Origin of the sequence: Brevibacterium picturae, assembly GCF_900105045.1 — a bacterium.
GTDB lineage: Bacteria > Actinomycetota > Actinomycetes > Actinomycetales > Brevibacteriaceae > Brevibacterium > Brevibacterium picturae.
This window is the reverse complement of sequence record NZ_LT629739.1, coordinates 2145428-2164187: the sequence shown is the minus strand read 5'-3', so window position 1 is coordinate 2164187 and position 18760 is coordinate 2145428. Positions and strand designations below refer to the sequence as shown.

Genomic DNA, 18760 nt, shown 5'->3' with positions numbered 1-18760 from the left:
ACAAAATGCTAGTCGATATGTCTCCAGAACCCCTTCTGCGAAAGTGCATCAATAACAAATCCGCCTATATGTGAAATATGATCGAACATCAAGTCGCGAGATTTTTCAGTATTTCCTTCAACAAGAGCATCATATATCTCTATATGTTCGCGATAGCTGGCGTCTGCTTGCCCCTCAATCTGCGCTAAAAACTCTGTCGGGTTCTGGCTAGCTATTCCACCAAGGATCTTGGTGAGGCGTGGAGAGTTCGCGGAAAGATTGATTATTCTATGAAATTCATTAATTAATAGTTTCAGTTGCACAGAATGCTTCTGGTGTATGACGTTCTTGGTTTCCTCAATGTTTTGGCTGAGCGCCTCTATCGTTTCGTCTGTCAAGTTGGCGGACGCCCGGGAACACAGCTCGCCCCCGATCATCCCTTGCACATAAAATTGATCATTTAGGTCCCCCCGGGTCAAATTGGCAACTGCAAAACCCCGCCTTGGTTCTTGCACCACATATCCTTCCGAGGCCAGGGTCAGCATGGCTTCTCGGACCGGCGTGATGCTCACGCCGAGTTGATGAGCTATCGGGCTGAGCCGCAGAAACTCTCCAGGTTTGAACTGACCTGAGAATATTGCAGTACGTAGATGAGATGCTACTTCGCTTCGAAGCTGGGTGCGCCCAAGCGATGGGTCCGAGAGGGTAGGCATAACCTGAGTTCCTTGTAGATTAGCTGTGCAAATGCAGTATATTTTACTCGACTACTTACATCCGCGACAATGGACGCGGTCCTGTGTGCACCTTGAACTCATTTCTTGAGAGGGGGAACAACGCTTCGGGCGTTCCTTGTTTGACAAATCCGTGAGCTGGCCGACTGGCACGCAGCGGTGAAAGACTACCTGCTGATAAGAAGGTACCTCCAGAAACTTTGGCTCTGGATTCGATCTCACCGTCACTTTGTCAGCATAGCGACAATGTACCGTTTTAGCGAATGGCCGGACAAATACACTTAATATTCAGTGCATAAGCGGTCCGAATTGAGTTAACCGTTCTGACAGATAGGCGGGGGCATTGATTGACGAATTATAGGCCGGACTATGTGAAAAGATTCGTGAAGTGTATGGTGAGCTTCCGATTGTTCCAGCTGAAATGAATTAACGAAATATCGCCATCTCTCTCTGAGCGGATTGCATGATGAACTCAATTTCCACTAAAAACCGGCTTCCGCTTTTCGGAAAATGCTGAGACCCCCTCAATATAATCATTTGTCGAATGTAGAAAAGATTGACCCTGGCTCTCGCGCTCAAGGGCATCATCTAGCTTTGGGATTGAAGTTGCGTTGATGGCGTGTTTGGTGCGCTCCAGAGCCAATGTTGCGCCTTGGGCAAATTGACCTGCACGCAATTGAGCAGTTCGCAAGTGGTCTTGATCTGCAGCAACTTCTGAGGCTAGACCTATAGCGACTGCTTCTTCACCGTAGATTCGTTCCCCCGTGAGTGCCATCTTCATCGCACGGTGACGACCGATCGAGGCGGTTACGAGAGCTGTTGCGCCGCTATCGGGCATTAGTCCAACTCGTGTGAACGCTAACATGAAGAACGCCTTACTACTCACAACGGAATAGTCGCAAGCTAACGCCAGGGAGCATCCGAAGCCAGCAGCTGCACCACCGACTGCCGCGATTGTCGGAATATTTAGATTGTAAAGTTGGTTCATTAGATCGGTGACCCGTTTTAGGTCAATTCCACTGCTACCAGCTTTTGCGGAACTAAGGTCTGCTCCTGAGCAGAACGCTGGCGTAGCGCCAGTAATCACGATCGCGCGCGATTCCTTCTCTGCCCTGTCTAGTGCAGCTATGAGGTCTTCCAAGAGTTCAGCAGTTAATGCATTTAGGCGCTCTGGTCTATTGAGTTCCAGAGTCGTTACATCATCGTGTTTTGACGCTCTTAAGTCGGTCACGTCGTTCCCCGTTCCGTAGTGATTGAAGTCTAAGGTCCATCCATGTATAATATATAAAATCACCGGATCGTGCAACCGGACACTGCAAGAGTCAGAACTCCAATGAAGGAGATGGAAGATGATTGAACCAGGCGGCCAAGCTTTGAATGATTTCTCGCGCACACAAGGCGGATCGCTCGATGGCATTATAATTGCCGACTTCAGCAGGGTGCTTGCGGCACCGTATGCAACTATGTTGCTGGCAGATCTTGGTGCCACAGTAGTGAAAGTGGAAAGCAAAAACGGCGATGATACGAGGAACTTTTACCCCCCAAACCACCGTGGTGTGTCAACCTATTACCTCTCGTGCAACCGTAATAAGAGTAGTATCTCGTTAGACCTGAACGACCCTGAAGATTTAACTACGGCAAAAAAGATCGCATCGAATGCAGATGTTTTTGTTGAAAATTTTCGTCCAGGTACTTTGGATAAATTCGGTTTGGATTACGATTCTCTCGCTCAGGATAATCGAGGGCTGGTCTATGCTTCGTTGACTGGATTTGGTCAAGGCAACAGACTTCCCGGGTACGATATCTTAGTGCAAGCTGCCTCCGGTTTTATGAGCGTCACTGGCGATCCAGAAGGGGCGCCGGTTCGAGCTGGTATTCCGTTGTTTGACGTAATTACCGGGCTCCATATGGCCATCGGGATTCTTTCTGCAATCAACCACAGGCGAGACACCGGTTACGGTCAACGTGTCACCACGAATCTTTTATCGTCGGCGCTGTCAGGAATGGCAAACCAGGCAGCGGCCTTCGTTCCAGGGGATACAGTGCCAGGCCGCACCGGAAATGATCACCCCAGCCTGTACCCATACGGCCCGATTCCAACTGGAGATGGCGAGTTAGTGATCGCATGTGGGACCGACGGACAATTTAAGATTTTGGCCCGAGTGCTTGGCCGAGACGAGTGGGTCGATGACGAGAGGTTCGCCCACACGTATCTCAGAACGGCGAACCGAGAGCAGTTGCGTCCATTGCTTATCGATGCCCTGTCTTCTAGTAGCGCTGACCACTGGTACCGGAAATTGAGCGCGGCCGGATGCCCGTGCGCACCAATTAATGACCTCCGCGGGGGGTTTGAATATGCGTCCAAGCTTGGCCTTGAACCCGTAACGCGGTTGAATGACGCTACTGGCGAGATTGACCTAGTGAGTAATCCAATTGGTCTGTCCAGGACTCCTGCTACTTACGATTTAGCTCCACCTGCATTGAATCAGGACGAGAATTCAATACTTGCCTGGTTGCAGGGACGCGCTACTGATTCGTTTTCGGATGGAGAAGCGTGTTGACAAATATGCTAGCCAATCAAATAAAGGTGAAACGGGACGAGTGATGAACATGGATTCTGTTGAATGTTCGTTGGCTGTTGAAGAGTGTGGTGACGGCATTGAATTATGGACGCTAAATGATCCCAAGGAAGGCAATCAAGTATCTGACTCGACTATGGTCGATGCAATAGTCGACAATGTGGACAGAGTCAGTCGTGACAACGAGGTCAAATGCGTAGTGCTTACGGGCGCGGGTTCAGTATTCTCAGCTGGTGGGAATATAAAGGAGATGCGCGATAAGACTGGCATGTTTTCGGGAGATGTTGATGATATCGCCAGAGGATATCGTGATGGGATCCAACGCGTTCCTATCGCGCTGTCAAAGACAACTGTGCCATTCGTTGCTGCGGTAAATGGTCCCGCCGTCGGTGCGGGCATGGATCTAGCACTAATGTGTGATCTTCGGGTTGCGGCTGAAGGAGCGTGGTTCGCTGCATCGTTTGTCCAGTTGGGTCTTGTGCCGGGTGATGGGGGCGCTTGGGTGTTGCCGCGAATAGTTGGACGCGCTCAAGCTTTAGAGGCTCTTCATAAATAGGGCGGTGTTCAAGAGCTGAGGCAACCTCGAACGACAACGGGACCCTGGGTGCAATGATGTAGGTGTTCAAGACTCCATCACGACCCAAGGTCCCTGATGCACAACTTTACCCCGCCCTGCCTCGACACCACACTCCGCCTGGATGAGCTCGGACTCACCGCGATCGGCCAACACCACACAAGTAGGCACTTGACCGTGTTGTGCCTGATCACCGACGGCAACGCCGACTGTCCCGAATGCCAGGCGCCGGGTCGAGTCCGATCCACACGGATCCGCCGGCTCGTCCATCCCCCGATCGGGCTGACAGCCGTGACCTTGGCCATCCGCATCCGCACGTACGCGTGCCTCAGCTGCGATCGCCGGTGGTCGCAGTCACCGTCGAAGGCGTGGTGGGCCGCTCGAAGCTTTCTCGGCCCGCACGTCTGTGGGCTTTGAAATCCGTCGTAGTCGACAAGATGAGCATCCACGCCATCGCGAAGAACCTCGCGACGTCGTGGAACACAGTCTGTTCGGCAGTGCTTGATCTCGGTGTATAGAAGCAGCTTTCGGTAGCGCGCGTGGAGACAACTGGTAGCACGGGTGCGGGAATCCGGTAGCGGTCACTGTCGGCTTCCCGCACCCGCGGCGGTGGTTCACGAGAGGTCGGGTACCAACGGTTCGTGGGTCTCTCGGCGCATGTTCGGACCATCGAGTTGCACGATCTCGCTAACGGAGACCAGCCGGCTGAGGATGGACTCGGCGATCACGGCGTCGTGGAGGGACTTGTACCAGTCCTCGGGGTCGAACTGCGAAGTCACGATGGTTGCTCCTCGTCCTTCTCGGCTGGCGAGGATGTTCAGGAGCTTGCTGGTCGTGGCCATGGTGATCGGTGTCGTGAGGAAATCGTCGAGGACGAGGACATCACAGGCCCGGAGACTATCGAGAAATTTCAGCCCTCCGGGATCCGAGGGCTGGTAGACGGCTAACCGGTTGCCCAGATCATCAAGCCGCCAGTAGCCGACGGTGTAGTCCTTCCGGCAGGCGGCGTTGACCAGTGCTTGGGCCAGATAGGACTTGCCGACGCTGGTTTTGCCGAGGATGACTACGTTGCTCGCGTTCTCGACCCACGTGCACGAAGCGAGCCGGTCAACGACGTCCCTGGTCAGAGTCCGGCCCGGTAGGTAGCGGATGTCTTCGACGCACGCTGCTGGATTCGGAGTGTGGGAGGCCTTGAGGAGTTTGAATACTCGTCGTTCGGCGCGGGCCGCGAGTTCGATGTCGAGAGCGTGGTGGATCTTGTGCGAAAACGTCCAGTCGTCATAGGAGGAGTCGTTGGCGATGTCGATGATGGTCTGGCCGAACGCCGTCATCCGTAGCTGCGTGAACACGGCCATGTCGTCGGTGGTGAGGTGATGATCTGACATTGGTGCAGTCCTTTCACTTATTGTTGCTGGTGAGAGTGTCGAGGCGGAACTGGTCGACGCCGGTCAGGTGGGCACGGCTAGTGTCTCTGGGACCGGCGGGTGTCGGGGCAGGTTCGTCTGGGGCCGTCGATGGTCGTTGCCTGGCCTGTGCGCGGATGGCGGTGATCTGGTGCTTGATCGCCGTGTAGCTGATCGGACGTGCCTGATCACTGGTGATGGTGGTGCACGCAGCTTCGAGTAAGGCCTGGTTGCCCCTCTTGCCGAGTGCAAGGATGTTCATGCAGGCCCGGAACCCTTGGGCTTCGATCTTCTTGGCATCAAGGAGTCTCGTCAGTGCGTCGACTGTGTGGGGTCCGACTTTCGTCGCCTGTCGCAGGAAGTAGGCGCGAGTCCACAACCCTGTGGTGTCTCCTTGCGTGGCCGGTGCATGGTCGGGGTCAGTGACGTAGGAATGCTTCTTCGCGCCCAGCCGGTGGGTAGCGATGACGCCGCCGCCGGCGAGTACGTCGAGGTGGGTGCCGACGATACGCACATCAACGATCGTGCCAGCATGAGTGGCGGGCACGGAGTACTTGATCGTGGCGATCTGGATGTGCCAGTCCCGAGAGACCTTCGCCTTCTTCCAGGTCACTTCCTGCCAGGGATGGTCGGGCAGATCGATGAGGTCGGCTGCTTCGTCTTGGGTGAACCAGTCTCGCCGGCTGCGGGCCTGGCCGCGGAATGGGGTTCGATCGTTGACCCAATCGACGCGTTCGGCGATGGCTTCGCCCAGGTCATCGAGGTCAGCAAATGTGCGGTCGGCAAGGTAGTGGATGACCCAGTTCGTGACGACTTTGACGCCGGATTCGACGTTGGCCTTCTCTTTGGGTTTGTAGGCCCGAGTCGGTACGGCCGCAGTGGTGTAGTGCTCGAGAAAGGCTGCGTAGGACTGGTTGACGTCGCGAGTCTTGTCGTAGTGGCTGATCTGGTTGGATGCGGTCGAGGCGTTGTCGGGGATGATGACCTGGGCGATGCCGCCGAAGTATTCGAATGCGCGTCGGTGGGCGTCGCACCAGGCAACCAGTTTCTCATCGAGGCACCCGTAGGCGAAGATCATTCCTGAGTAGGGCAGAGTCGCGACGAAGATCGAGACTTTCGTCGATGTTCGAGTGATCGGGTCAGTCAGCCACATTGGGGTCCCGGCCCAGTCGACTTGCATCGTGTGGCCGGGGATATGAACGATGGGGCTGGTCAGGTCGTGGGTACGGACGTGTTCGGCGATGATCTGACAGAACCGTTCGTACCTGTAGTGACGCGTCGAAGCCGTCGGTGCTGGGATGTTGAGGTAGCGGGCCCACAGCACTTTCAGTGGTGGTTTCTTCCGTCCGATGCGTGCTTGGATCACGGCATCGACGTCGATGGGCACGAAGTCTGTGTCGACGGTTTTGCGGCCATCAGCGAAGAGCCGGTCGAGGTCGTCAGCGGACAGTGCCTCGACTTCGGCTTTCGTGGATAGATCTCGGGTGTGAGCGACAGCGCGTGCTTTGGCGATTGCGCGATGGGAGCAATGGGCCATTGCTTCGATTTCGCGGTAGGAGTAGTCCTGGACGAGCAGGGATAAGATGAGCCGGTAGTCGGCCATGAGGAGGTTCCTTTCACTTGCCACGACTGCAATGTCGTGGGTGAAAGTCATCCTGCATGAGGGCGGTTTCAAGCTGTCGTTGCAACACCCGGTGATTGACCGTGTTCAGACAACAGCTTATCGAGTGCCTCAGCAGGTGTCGCCCACCCCAAACGTCTGCGTGGTCGACCATTGAGCTCAGCAGCAACTTTGTCGAGGTATCCCGGCCCCCATTTACGCAGGTTCGTGCTCTTGGGGAAGTACTGCCGCAACAGACCATTCGTGTTCTCGTTTGTGCCTCTCTGCCACGGCGAGTGAGGGTCACAGAAGTAGATATCTAACCCAGTGACCTCGCTGATACGCCCATGATCACTGAGCTCGCTTCCTTGGTCCCAGGTCAGGGACCGCTTCAACTGATCCGGCAGATCTCCCATCTTCGCGATCATCGCGTCAGCGACCTCTTCGGCACCGTGTCGACCCGGCAAATGCAACAGCATTGTGAACCCGGTGGCACGCTCGACCAGCGTCCCGATCGCGGATCCGGACTCGACCGTGCCGATGATGAGATCACCTTCCCAATCGCCCGGTACTGCCCGGTCCTCGACACTTTTGGGACGCTGGGAGATGTTGACCATGTTCGGGATCCGACCCCGGCGTTCCTCGCTCGTCCGGTGTGGTTTGCGCAGGCTCCTGCCGGTGCGTAGATGTGTGGCCAGTTCGCGTTTGAGCCCACCGCGTCCCTGGACGTAGAGAGACTGGTAAATCGTTTCGTGTGACACCCGCATCTCCGGATCCTCGGGAAAGTCCTCACACAACCGGTGAACGATCTGCTCGGGACTATGGTTGAGCTTTAATCGTGCCTGGACTTCACGACGTAGAGCAAGATTCGTCGCGAGTTTCCCGGGCCGGTGTCGGTGTCGTTTCCGGTCGGCATCGGCCTGGGACACACTGGCCCGATATGCCGGTCGGCTCGGCCGTACTGCCTCGGGAGCGCGGGGTGCGCGGGCCAGTTCCCGACTGATTGTCGACGGGTGACGACCGAGTCGTCGGGCGATGTCGCGCACACCGCGACCCTGACCTGTGTAGATCGCGATGTCTTCGCGTTCGTCGAGGGTGAGGTAGCGGGTGGAGTGTCCGTATCCGCGTGGTGGTTTCACACCTCCACGGTGACGGAACCACACGCGGCATGACGGTGCCGACGCGCCGATAGTTTCGGCGGCTTCTTCGATGTTGAGTCCAGCCCGGATCTGATCCCAGAACAAGGCTTTGACTTTCGTGGGCGTGGTTGGTTTCCCGCTGCGGGCCATAGCAGCTACCTCTCGTTCAGAGGTGTTGCGACGAACCCTTGAACCCAAGGAGTGCTACCGGGTTCTAACATACCTGCTACCACTTCGTTACACGTTCGCTACCGGAAGGCCCTTCCGAACACTCGGCCGGACGTTGCTGCTTGCCGATGCGACCAGGCTTGATGGGGTCACCACGATCGGCGTCGATGAACATTGCTGGTCCCATCGCGGTCTCGACCGGTGGGTCACCGTCATCGTCGACCTCACCAACAGGCCAGCACGGTTGATCGACATCGTTCCCGGCCGTTCGGCCGACGTGTTTTCTGATTGGCTCAACAATCAGCCCGATGATTTCCGGACCGGGATCGCCCACGTCGCTATGGATGCCTTCGCCGGGTACAAGAAAGCCGCGACCGAAGTAGTCCCGGACGCGGTCACGGTCATGGATCCCTTCCACGTTGTTGCTCTCGTTGGAACGAAGCTCGATGAGACAAGGAGACGCCTCCAGACCGAGCTTCATGGTCGTCGGGGCCGGTCTGGTGATGACTTGTACGGGATTCGGAAAACGATCCGTACCCGAGTTGGGCTGCTATCTGAGAAGCAGAAACACCGACTCAACACGGTCTTCGTCGCCGATAATCATGCTGCTTTGGTGGTGTGTTGGCAGTTCTACCAAGACACGATCAAGGCCTACGCGGCCGGCCCGAAGAAAGGCAAAACGATCATGGCCGGGCTCATCGACAAGCTGGCCGACACGATCCCGGATGAGTTGAAGGAGTTGCGGAGTCTACGAACGACGTTTCAACGCCGGCGTACCGATATTCTGGCGTATTTCGATCATCCGGGAACGTCGAACGGGCCCACGGAAGCGATCAACGGCAGGCTGGAGCATCTGCGGGGTATCGCGTTGGGATTCCGTAACCGGGGCAACTATCTCATCCGATCACTCCTCCATGCCGGAGGAATGGGCAGGCTCCTACAGCCCTATTTATGAAGAGCCACAAGAGTACCCACATCTCGTGTCAAGTTCGCCATCGGTCACCACCTCCATGTACTTTGCAAAGGACGTTTTATTGCTAATTAACATATTTGGAGAGTCGCCCGAAATCGACTGTTTCGCATATTCGGAATTTCGATAATAGCTACGTGTTCAGTCGAAGTCGGGTGTTCTCTTCTCCAAGAACGCCGTCATGCCTTCCTTCGCATCCGGGGAGAAGAACGTCAGGAGTTCGTAGCCGAGCGAGGACTCGAACGTCGGCATCGCCAAACGCAGCCAGTTGTTCAGCGAGTGTTTGGTGAACTGGAGTGCATACTTCGGTTTGCTTGCCAACCGGTCGGCCAGGGCCAGAGCCTCGTCGAGGACGTTCTCCTTGTCCACGGCCTGGGAGACCAAGCCGATGCGTTCGGCTTCCTCGCCGGTGATCTGGTCGCCGGTGAGGAGGATGTGCTTGGCCTTGGCCATCCCGCACAGCAGGGGCCAGATGATCGCGGCGTGGTCGCCGGCAGCAAGACCGATGTTGACGTGTCCGTCGGTGATCTTGACGGTCTTGCCGATGATGCTTATGTCGGACATCAGGGCGACGGCCAGTCCGGCGCCAGCAGCGGGACCGTTGATCGCGGAGATGATCGGTTTGTCGCATTCGATCATGTTGTTGACCAGTCCGCGGGCTTCTTTGAAGGTGCGCATCGCGGCGTCGAAGCTGTTGAGTTTGTCCACTTCCTCGGTGAGGTCGCCGCCGGCGGAGAAGGCTTTGCCGGCACCGGTGATGACGACGACGCGGGTGTCGTCGTCGGCGGTGATGTCGTTCCACACGGTCATGTACTCGGCCAGCAGAGTGTTGTCAGCGGCGTTGTATTTCTCGGGACGGTTGATCGTGACGAGGAGGACCCCGTTCTCTTTGTGCTCGAACGTCAGACGCTCGTAGTTTTCATAAGACACAATTTGCTCCTTATGCATTTGCGGTGGCCGGGTCGTCGATGATCGTCATCGGACGCACATTCTCGCTGATGATGAGCGGAGCTCCGGTCGCTTCCTGGACTTCCTCGATGCTCAGCCCCGGAGCGTGCTCAATGAGGACGAGTCCCTTGCGTGTGACGTCGATGACGGCCATGTCGGTGATGATCCGATTGACGACGCGGCGTCCGGTCAGCGGCAGGACGCACTGCTGGAGGATCTTGGGCGATCCGTCCTTGGCGACATGGTCCATGAGGACGACGACCTTCTTCGCGCCGTAGACGAGGTCCATCGCCCCGCCCATGCCCTTGACCATCTTCCCCGGGATCATCCAGTTCGCCAGATCGCCTTCTGCCGAAACCTGCATCCCACCGAGGAAAGTGATGTCGATCTTGCCTCCACGGACCATGCCGAAGCTCGAGACGGAGTCGAAGTAGGAACCGCCTGGCTTCATCGTCACCGGCTGCTTGCCGGAATTGATGAGGTCGGGGTCCTCCTCACCGCGGTAAGGATGTGGGCCGAAGCCGAGAAGACCGTTCTCGGTCTGGAAGACGACGGTCTTGTCGTCGCCGATGAAACCTGGGATGAGCGTCGGGATTCCGATGCCCAGGTTGACGTACTGTCCGTCGGACACGTCTGCGGCGGCACGTGCCGCGAGTTGGCTGCGAGTGAGTCGCATGGTGGGTCTCCTGAAATGTGGTCGTGGTCAGCGTTCGGTGAAGGCCGGGCGTTCGATGAGCTTGTCCGTTGCCTGCTCGGGGGAGAGCTCAACGACGCGGTGGACGTAGATGCCAGGTAGATCGATGTCCTCGGGAGCGAGTTCGCCGGGTTCGACCAGGCGTTCGACCTCGGCGATGACGATCTGACCGCACATCGCCGCGGCAGGGTTGAAGTTGCGGGCGGAGGCATTGAAAGAGAGGTTGCCGTGGCGGTCGCCGACCGCCGCACGCACGAGGGCGAAGTCGGCGACGATCGCCTCTTCGAGCACGTAGCCCTTCGGCTCGCCGAAGGTGGAGAACACTTTGACATCCTTCGGGGGCGAGGCCTTGACGACGTCGCCGTCGGCGTCGAATCGCCATGGGAGCCCGCCCTCCGCGATCTGTGTGCCGGCACCCGCGCTTGTGTAGAAGCCGGGGATTCCGGAACCGCCGGCACGCATCCGCTCGGCCAGGGTGCCCTGCGGAGTCAGCTCGAGTTCGAGATCTCCGCCGAGGTACTGGCGAGCGAACTCGGCGTTCTCACCCACGTAGGATGCAACGACCCGGCGCAGGCGGCCGTCGGCGAGGAGCCTGCCCAGTCCGACATCGTCGATGCCGGCGTTGTTCGAGAACACCTCGAGCTCGTCGACTCCGAGCTCGCGAACGGCATCGATGAGCACTGAGGGAATACCGCAGACTCCGAAACCACCGACCGCAATCGAGGCGCCCTTCGGGATGTCAGCGACAGCACTGGCCACACTACCAACTACTTTGTCCATAAGAAACTCCAATCTACAAATCCAGTGAATAAAGGGGCATTACTATAAATCGAGAAACAATACATCAATAGATCTACCGCAAATAGATGGAAAACATAAACTTCGAATCAACGGGTCTAAACACTGCCCAATGGGCCGAACACGGGCTCTCTACGGTCAAAAAATGCAGCCCTACCCTCAGAAAAATCAGGATGAGTAAAACACTTCCTTTGCCTCCACACTTCTGAACGCAATACAAATTCCAGGCTAGGTACTCCCTCGAGTAATGTCTCCTTAATGGACTGAATCGAGTTGGGAGACCGATGCGACATTAATTTCGCAATCTCCAGTGCGCGGTCTAACGACGACCCAGATGGCACCAATTCGTCGACCAGGCCCAGTCGATACGCTTCTACCGAATCCAGCTTGCTCCCACAAATCAACAGCCGCCTAGACTGCGCCGCGCCGACTCGTTGAGCGAGGGTACTCAATATTCCTCCATCGGGAAATAGACCGAGCTTGCTAAAGGGCAGATGAAAAGAACTCTCCTCGCTGGCGACAACAAAATCACAGCCAGCCACGAGCCCCACCGCGGCTCCAGCAGCGGGGCCTTCTACAGCCGCAATAGTTGGCAACGGAAGCTCCATAACAGACTGAATAAACGCGCCAACAACCCGCATTCGAACATCGCTGGCCCAGTTCGAATCCGGTGGCATACTGGATAGGTCACCACCCGACGAAAAAACCCCACCCGAACCAGAAAAGACAACACACTTAGTGTCTTTCCGTCGTCTGCTCAACGCCTCCATAACCGCGAGTCGCACATCGACCGTGATAGGATTTCTTCGGTCATAATCATCAAACTTAATACTCAGACTCTGATCGGATTCCGCGATCTGAACTCCGGGCACAACATCAGACACAATAACCCTCCAAAGAATCAAAGAACAGGACTATCAATACTCACGCACCCAAATTGAATTCATCCCAACCAATAACAGAGATCTATTTAACCGTCACGCTTTCGTAAAATTCAACCAGGTCACGAGCTGTGCGCAAATGAGCAATATCCACGTGCTGCCCCTCAAAGTCAATTGCCGAACTGCCGCTCTTTTCAGCCGCATAATAGGCCTCGATCAGCCGACGACTATAGTTGACTTCATCCTCCGTTGGCGTAAACACGGAATTAACAACCGGAACATGAGACGGATGAATAACAATCATGCCCCTATATCCAAGTTTGCGATTCGATTCCGCGAATTTGGACAACCCTTCAAGGTCACGTACGTCCTGCCAGAGTCCCGAAATCACATGACTCATGCCACTCGATCTCGCGGCCAACAAGATTCGACTCCGAAGATAAAGCGACTCCAGCCCCTCTAAACTGAACTCAAACCCTAGCGCTCGAGCCACGTCGGCATCCGGACCAGTCGCGCCGAGAAGGCTCCAAACTCTACTCGAAGCGGAAGCGATCGACTCGCAACGACTCATCCCAATGGCGGTTTCGAAGCTACATATAATCCCGATGCCGTTCGGGTCAAGACCGCGCTCGCGCTCAAGGTACGAAAGAATACCGTCAATTGCTACAATCTGCTCCGGAGATTCAACTTTCGGCAAGAATAGACCCGTAAGACCGGACACAACAATTGATTCCAAATCAACTAAAAAATCATCGGTATCAAAACTGTTCGGTCGGACCCACAGGTCGGTTCGGCCAAAACCGTTAGCTACAATCTCGGATTTCACAATGCCACGCGCGTCCTCTTTGGATGCCGGGGGCACCGAATCTTCAAGATCGAAAATAATCGCATCCGCCCCAGTATCTATCGCCTTCCTAAGCCAGCCGGATTTGTGTCCGGGCGTAAACAGCATCGACCTATATGGTTTCATCGATAATCCTCTCTCAAAATATAATATATGTTAGCTTGCAACTATTTGTGCGACTTAGACATCAACGCGGCTCTCTCGCATTCGCAAACGACGACGCCGTCTTGATTCTTGCCTGTGTGGGAAAATGTGACTATTCCGCTATCCTGTCTGCTGCGAGACTCACGGTGCGCCACTACAGTTGTCTCCACATTGACAGTATCGCCCGCAAATACGGGTGCCGGGAAAGTAATCTTTCCAAAGCCAAGATTCGCAACCGTTGTGCCAAGAGTCGTGTCAGCTACGCTAATCCCGCAAACCAAACCCAGGGTGTACAGACTGTTAACCAATGGTTTGCCGAACTCTGTCTCGGCCGCATAATGAGCGTCGATGTGTAAAGGCGCCAAGTTCAACGTCAGAGCACTAAATAGGACATTGTCCGTTTCAGTGACCGTCTTTTTTATATCGTGTTCAATAGTCCATCCAAGTTCGAGCTCTTCAAAATACTTTCCAGCCATTTGTATCTCCAAAATCTAGTCTCTGTTGCTGCATTGGATCGTGTCTACAACGCAGCGAAAACTCTGCGATTAACCTTCAAACAAACCTATTAGTAACGGATATTCAATTCCCTACTTACCCTCCCATCATAGCGTCGGGAACGACAAGAATTAATTCTGGAAAAGCGAGCAATACGACACCAAGAAGTATCAAGCTAATGAAGTACGGCATAATTCCCTTAAAGATCACAGCGACTGATTCGTTCGAATATCGGGATACAATGAATGCATTCATTCCGAAGGGAGGAGTAATCATACCAATTTCTGCGAAGAACACCACGATTACACCGAACCAGACAAGATTGAATCCGAGTGAGTCCATCACAGGAGCCATGATCGGTACTGTCAAGCCTAGAATAGCGATCTGGTCCATCAGGCAACCAAGTATAAGCAGGATGATCACAAATATGATCAATATAGCTGCAGGCGGGAGCGAGGCTTCATTTACCCAGTCAAGCAATTGTTTAGTTACACCGGAGTAGGTTAGAAAGTATCCAAATATGTGGGATCCAATGACAATCGTGGTGATCATCGCGCTAACCCGCACCGTATCCAACAGTGATTCCGTCAATTTCGACAATGGCAGGGCCTTCCGTGCCAAGCCAATCACTATGGCACCGAGTGCACCGAGTGCTGACGCTTCTGTTGGAGTAGCCACGCCCGCGTAGATGGTGCCGGTAACCAGAAGGAACAATACGAGAAAGGGACCAATGTTCTTAAGCGTTCCAAGTTTCGCCCGGCCCGAATATGCCTGCCCACTTGGCACGCTTCCCGGCGACACCTTGATCACGATCAGAAATGTAATCGTTGTCGTAATCGAGATAAGTATGCCCGGAACAATGCCCGCTATTAATAACCTACCAACACTCGCATTGGCCAAAATTCCATAAAGTATTAGCGCAATGCTAGGAGGAATCATCATCGCGAGTGTTCCAGCTGTAGCCACGAGACCACCGGAAATTTCCTTACGATAGCCTGCTTTGGTCATCTCCGGCAGCGCTGTACCGCTGAGCGTTGCCGCCGAGGCAGTACTCGAGCCAGATAGGGCAGCAAATAGCGCGCCGGCCAGGTTCGTCGCAATTCCCAGTCCGCCAGGTAACCTGCCAACCCACACCCTTCCGATTTCAAATAGCTCGGATGCTATACCCGTTTTAACAATTAGTTGCGCCATGAAAATGAACATCGGAATTGCTAGGAGGCTGTATTGAGATGCTCCGGCGTGCGGTGCCGTTTCTAGAATCCCTTGAAGTGCGCGTCCACCTCCTATCAGATACAAACCCAGGGCGCCCGAGGCCGCAATTGCAAAACCAACAGGTACTCCCAGTATTAGCAGCGCAAGGAGGAGTACCAGGATGATCGTTACCGTCATTCGCCCTGCTCCTTTGTTCCCTCGCTGCCATAATCTCGCTCGGCAATCAATGGCGCTGCTGAATTATTGTGGTCTGGCTTCGCACGTAGGCTTTGCACCAACTCAATACAAAACCGAACCGTTATCATTCCGAAACCAATGAGGAGAAAAATATCGGAAGTCCACTCCGGCCAGGGCAAACTCGGCTGACCGAGCGACTGTGTTCGAATACTCTTTTCCAGCAATGTAAAACTGTAGTAGGTTAACAACCCTGTTATTGCAAGGCATACAGTTTTATTTAATATCGTTGCAGCCTTAAGCGAATATCCTCGAATGCGATCTGTTAATAATTCTATGTAGATATGGTCTTTACGCAGTTGGGCATACGATACAGACATAAAATATGCAATGATCATTAAATATTGGACTTGAAATTCAAAGACCCACGATATGGAGCTGGTAAACAGGTTTCGACTGATGATTTCGATTGTGGTTGTGACTACCATCGCCCCAACGGCCAGTCCAGCTAGGTACGCTCCAGCGCGCTCAACATATTTCCACGCGGAATTGAGTCTGGTGTTTGGGCGCATGGGTTAATCCTGGCTAAGCTGATCAAGAGCCTGTTTCGCCTCGGTGCGCTGCTCGTCGGAGAGGTTACTGAGCCATTTTTCCTGGACCTTTTTGTGGCTATCGTTCCAATCATTTTGTTGCGAGTCGTCGATTTCAGTAACCTCTATTATTCCGTCCTTGTTCCACTTCTCACGGTTCGTGGTTTCGCGATTATCCCAAACTTCGCACAGATGTAGGCTAGCTTCTTCGCCTGCTTTCAGTATTTCACCTTGGTATTCCTCGGGAATTGAATCCCATACATCTTTACTTATCACTTCGACCGTTGGGAACGATCCCATTTTGGCACCTACGGTTCCATATTTCACTACTTCCTCAAGGCTATAGTCAGGAGCGGTCGCGTATCCAAAGACGGTGCCGTCGATCGTTCCTCTGTTAAGTGCTTCATATTGTTCGGACGCGGTAATTGAGGTGGGAGAGGCCCCAATCTGTGTGACAGATTCTTCGTACAGGCCTCCGGAAGTCCTTATTTTTAGCCCGTGTGCATCGTTAGTCTCTTCCAGTGGCTTTTTTGATGTCATTATCTCGTACGAAGGTGATACCGCGGTGAATACCGGCACTACTTCCATTTCCGCGAGCTCTGTTTCGGCAATCTTTGAACCTGGTTTGACGAGATCCCAATATCCTTTAGTGCCTTCACAAGATGTTTGAAAGAGGCCAGGTAGTTGCCCCACCGATGCAACAGGCATCTCACTTGGGTAGTACGGTGATCCAATGAGCGCTGCGTCTGCAGCGCCTGTTTGAACTAAGTTAAGAAAGTCTGAAGCTTTACCTAGCTGCTCCCCTGGATAGTGGTCGAAGCTGACGTTCCCGTCGGTGTACTCTTCGACCTTGTCCATCCATATTTTGGTGCCTTCCTGAATACCCATATGCGCTTCCGGATACCAATCCGCGGCTTTGAGAACCACCTGATCGTTGTTGGTTCCGTTGCTACCGCAGCCAGCTAGCAGGAGGGTTCCCACTGCTGCAATTGCGACTGTGTTTCGTACCTTCATCTCTTCTCCTTTGAATCTCTCGCGCGGCAGCGCCCGGTCTCACCAATGAGAACCACATTTCTACCGGACGAATATAATGCACGATATATGATCGCTCATGCATCTGCAAGAGAATACTGCGAATTAACCGTTAAGGGGCTCTTCCGGTTTCAGAGTGCGTAGCAGGGTCTCTGCACCCAGTGTGTCGGTGATGAATGAGAGGCGGGCCTTGGGTGATGATGGAAATTCTCCAAGATCCCTCACACCCAAGGCCCTGCCATGCAATCTACCTCCTCAGCCCAGTCGTGTCCTGTAGCCGATGTCATCTGCCGCACCCTCGAACTCGGCATCCACATCACCGGCGCGCACATCACCGATGACGACGTCACCGTCATCGAAGCCACACCACGAGAACCGGCGGGATTCTGCCCTGACTGCGGGGCGGAAGGACGACTGCGTGATCACGTCATCCGTCACCTGACAGACGTTCCCATCACCGGCCACCCGACCCGTTTGCACGTACGACTGCCGCGCTATCAGTGCGTTCACCCCCAGTGCCGGCGTTCGATCTTCCAGCACCCACTCGAAGCCGCCGAGCCCGGGGCGAAGACCACGAAACGCGCCACGACCTGGATCCTCAAACGCCTCATCCACGATCAGATGAGCATCCAAGCGATCAGCAAGGCACTCGGACTCGGCTGGGACCTCGTCAACCACTTGGCCATCAACGCGGCGAAGTCGCTGGTCTATGCAGATCCTGACCATCTGTCGGGCGTCCGGGTCCTGGGCATCGATGAGCACTGCTGGAAACACGTGCGCGGACAAGGCGAAGACTCTTTCGCGACGATCTTCGTCGACCTGACCCCGCTCATCGACGGAACCGGTCGAGCACGTCTGCTGGATGTGAAAGCGGGACGCTCCGCCAGAGTCGTGACCACATGGCTGAACGAGCGCTCCCCAGCATTCCGTGCCGGAGTCGAAGTCGTCACGATGGACGGGTTCGCCGGCTACCACACGGCGACTATGGAGTCGCTGCCGGAATCGACGCCGGTGATGGACCCGTTCCACGTCGTGCAGCTGGCCGGGCAGAAGCTCACTGCCTGCAGGCAACGCTTGCAGCAACAGATCCATGGACATCGTGGCCGGAAGAAGGATCTCCTGTACCGGGGGCGACGGACTCTGCTGACCCGCCGATCCCTGCTGAACAAGCGGGCAACAGACCGGCTGGAGCGGTTGTGGGCCGAGCATGATGACCACGTCGCGTTGGAAGTGACGTACCTGGTCTACCAGGACGTCATCGATGCGTACGAGCATCCCGATCGGAAGACGGGCAGGCGTCTCATGCAGGCAGTGATCGAGAGTCTGCGCAGAGGCCTGCCGAAAGGGCTTGAGGAGCTTGCTCAGCTGGGGAGGACGTTGTGGCGGAAGCAGGCTCAGGTGCTGGCGTTCTTCGACCGTGGAGGTGCGTCGAATGGGCCGGTCGAAGCGATCAACGGACGCCTCGAGCATCTGCGGGGCATTGGTCTGGGCTTCAGGAACTTCGAGCACTACGTGCTGCGCTGTCTGCTCCACTCCGGGCAGCTATCGGCCCGGGTCAACGCACTCTGAAACCGGAAGAGCCGCTTTGGCCGGTGACCTGCTGGCGTGGATGCAGACACTGGCGTTCGACGACTCAGCACCGGCTCGCAGGTGGGAGCCTAAACGACTCCGCTTCCGCCTGTTGGCTGTGGCTGGGCGGATCATTCGTACTGGACGCCGACGACTACTGCGGTTGCCGCGTAGCTGGCCATGGGACTGGTTGATCGAGACTGGTTGGACCACCCTGCGAACAGTTTGACACTCAC

17 protein-coding genes and 3 pseudogenes are annotated in these 18760 nt (G+C 55.2%); 6 read left to right on the top strand and 14 right to left on the bottom strand.

From position 1 onward, the window contains the following. Positions 1-8: 8 nt before the first annotated feature. Together BLT92_RS10160 and BLT92_RS10155 are read right to left on the bottom strand one after the other, a co-directional pair. The gene (locus tag BLT92_RS10160) at positions 9-692 is read right to left on the bottom strand and encodes a GntR family transcriptional regulator (RefSeq protein WP_092105352.1); all 684 of its coding nucleotides are present in this window, start codon (positions 690-692) and stop codon (positions 9-11) included. A gap of 490 nt (positions 693-1182) precedes the next feature. After that, positions 1183-2016 (bottom strand): enoyl-CoA hydratase-related protein, encoded by an 834-nt coding sequence (locus BLT92_RS10155; protein ID WP_231939129.1) that lies wholly within the window; start codon positions 2014-2016, stop codon positions 1183-1185. A gap of 43 nt (positions 2017-2059) precedes the next feature. Between BLT92_RS10155 and BLT92_RS10150 the strand changes: the two genes are divergently transcribed. The 3 genes and pseudogenes from BLT92_RS10150 to BLT92_RS10140 all read left to right on the top strand — a co-directional run. After that, positions 2060-3271: a CaiB/BaiF CoA transferase family protein gene (locus BLT92_RS10150; RefSeq protein WP_092105350.1), complete on the top strand. Its 1212-nt coding sequence runs from the start codon at positions 2060-2062 to the stop codon at positions 3269-3271. Then, positions 3255-3845 carry an enoyl-CoA hydratase-related protein gene (locus BLT92_RS10145; RefSeq protein WP_231939128.1) on the top strand — a complete coding sequence of 197 codons (591 nt, stop codon included), beginning with the start codon at positions 3255-3257 and terminating at the stop codon, positions 3843-3845. Before BLT92_RS10150 ends, BLT92_RS10145 begins: the two co-directional genes overlap by 17 nt. A gap of 96 nt (positions 3846-3941) precedes the next feature. After that, positions 3942-4375 (top strand): annotated as a pseudogene (locus BLT92_RS10140) (ISL3 family transposase); the annotation flags it as partial. A 102-nt stretch (positions 4376-4477) separates the two neighbouring features. On the opposite strand, the gene BLT92_RS10135 reads toward BLT92_RS10140, so the two are convergent. The 3 genes from BLT92_RS10135 to BLT92_RS10125 are packed head-to-tail and all read right to left on the bottom strand — an operon-like array spanning position 4478 to position 8155. Further along, complete coding sequence (locus tag BLT92_RS10135; RefSeq protein WP_092105348.1) at positions 4478-5248, bottom strand: ATP-binding protein; 771 nt, start codon at positions 5246-5248, stop codon at positions 4478-4480. A 13-nt stretch (positions 5249-5261) separates the two neighbouring features. After that, a complete protein-coding gene (gene istA, locus BLT92_RS10130) occupies positions 5262-6893 on the bottom strand; it encodes an IS21 family transposase (RefSeq protein ID WP_231939127.1) in 1632 nt (543 codons plus the stop codon). Positions 6894-6937: 44 nt separating this feature from the next. Next, positions 6938-8155 (bottom strand): IS30 family transposase, encoded by a 1218-nt coding sequence (locus tag BLT92_RS10125; RefSeq protein ID WP_092105344.1) that lies wholly within the window; start codon positions 8153-8155, stop codon positions 6938-6940. A gap of 121 nt (positions 8156-8276) precedes the next feature. Between BLT92_RS10125 and BLT92_RS10120 the strand changes: the two are divergent. Further along, positions 8277-9128: pseudogene (locus BLT92_RS10120) on the top strand (ISL3 family transposase); the annotation flags it as partial. 156 nt (positions 9129-9284) lie between these two features. Here the strand turns inward: BLT92_RS10120 and BLT92_RS10115 are convergent. From BLT92_RS10115 to BLT92_RS10075, 9 genes are all read right to left on the bottom strand, one after another. After that, complete coding sequence (locus BLT92_RS10115) at positions 9285-10073, bottom strand: enoyl-CoA hydratase/isomerase family protein (RefSeq protein WP_092105342.1); 789 nt, start codon at positions 10071-10073, stop codon at positions 9285-9287. A gap of 10 nt (positions 10074-10083) precedes the next feature. Next, entirely contained in the window at positions 10084-10767 is a 684-nt protein-coding gene (locus tag BLT92_RS10110; protein ID WP_092105340.1) for a 3-oxoacid CoA-transferase subunit B, read from the bottom strand. 27 nt (positions 10768-10794) lie between these two features. Continuing rightward, the gene (locus BLT92_RS10105) at positions 10795-11565 is read right to left on the bottom strand and encodes a CoA transferase subunit A (RefSeq protein WP_092105338.1); all 771 of its coding nucleotides are present in this window, start codon (positions 11563-11565) and stop codon (positions 10795-10797) included. A gap of 116 nt (positions 11566-11681) precedes the next feature. Beyond that, entirely contained in the window at positions 11682-12467 is a 786-nt protein-coding gene (locus tag BLT92_RS10100) for an enoyl-CoA hydratase/isomerase family protein (RefSeq protein ID WP_157691413.1), read from the bottom strand. Between the two features lie 82 nt (positions 12468-12549). Further along, a complete protein-coding gene (locus BLT92_RS10095) occupies positions 12550-13416 on the bottom strand; it encodes an HpcH/HpaI aldolase/citrate lyase family protein (RefSeq protein ID WP_197679699.1) in 867 nt (288 codons plus the stop codon). A gap of 59 nt (positions 13417-13475) precedes the next feature. Beyond that, positions 13476-13928: a MaoC family dehydratase gene (locus BLT92_RS10090; RefSeq protein ID WP_092105332.1), complete on the bottom strand. Its 453-nt coding sequence runs from the start codon at positions 13926-13928 to the stop codon at positions 13476-13478. 115 nt (positions 13929-14043) lie between these two features. Next, entirely contained in the window at positions 14044-15336 is a 1293-nt protein-coding gene (locus BLT92_RS10085; protein WP_092105330.1) for a TRAP transporter large permease, read from the bottom strand. Next, positions 15333-15905 (bottom strand): TRAP transporter small permease, encoded by a 573-nt coding sequence (locus BLT92_RS10080; RefSeq protein ID WP_092105328.1) that lies wholly within the window; start codon positions 15903-15905, stop codon positions 15333-15335. The genes BLT92_RS10085 and BLT92_RS10080 overlap by 4 nt, the downstream gene beginning before the upstream one ends. Before the next feature lie 3 nt (positions 15906-15908). Next, on the bottom strand, positions 15909-16937 hold the full coding sequence (locus tag BLT92_RS10075) for a TRAP transporter substrate-binding protein (protein ID WP_092105326.1): 1029 nt from the start codon (positions 16935-16937) through the stop codon (positions 15909-15911). Positions 16938-17195: 258 nt separating this feature from the next. Between BLT92_RS10075 and BLT92_RS10070 the strand changes: the two genes are divergently transcribed. After that, complete coding sequence (locus BLT92_RS10070) at positions 17196-18524, top strand: ISL3 family transposase (RefSeq protein WP_092105324.1); 1329 nt, start codon at positions 17196-17198, stop codon at positions 18522-18524. 16 nt (positions 18525-18540) lie between these two features. Then, a pseudogene (locus tag BLT92_RS10065) lies at positions 18541-18753 on the top strand (transposase); the annotation flags it as partial. Positions 18754-18760: the final 7 nt, after the last annotated feature.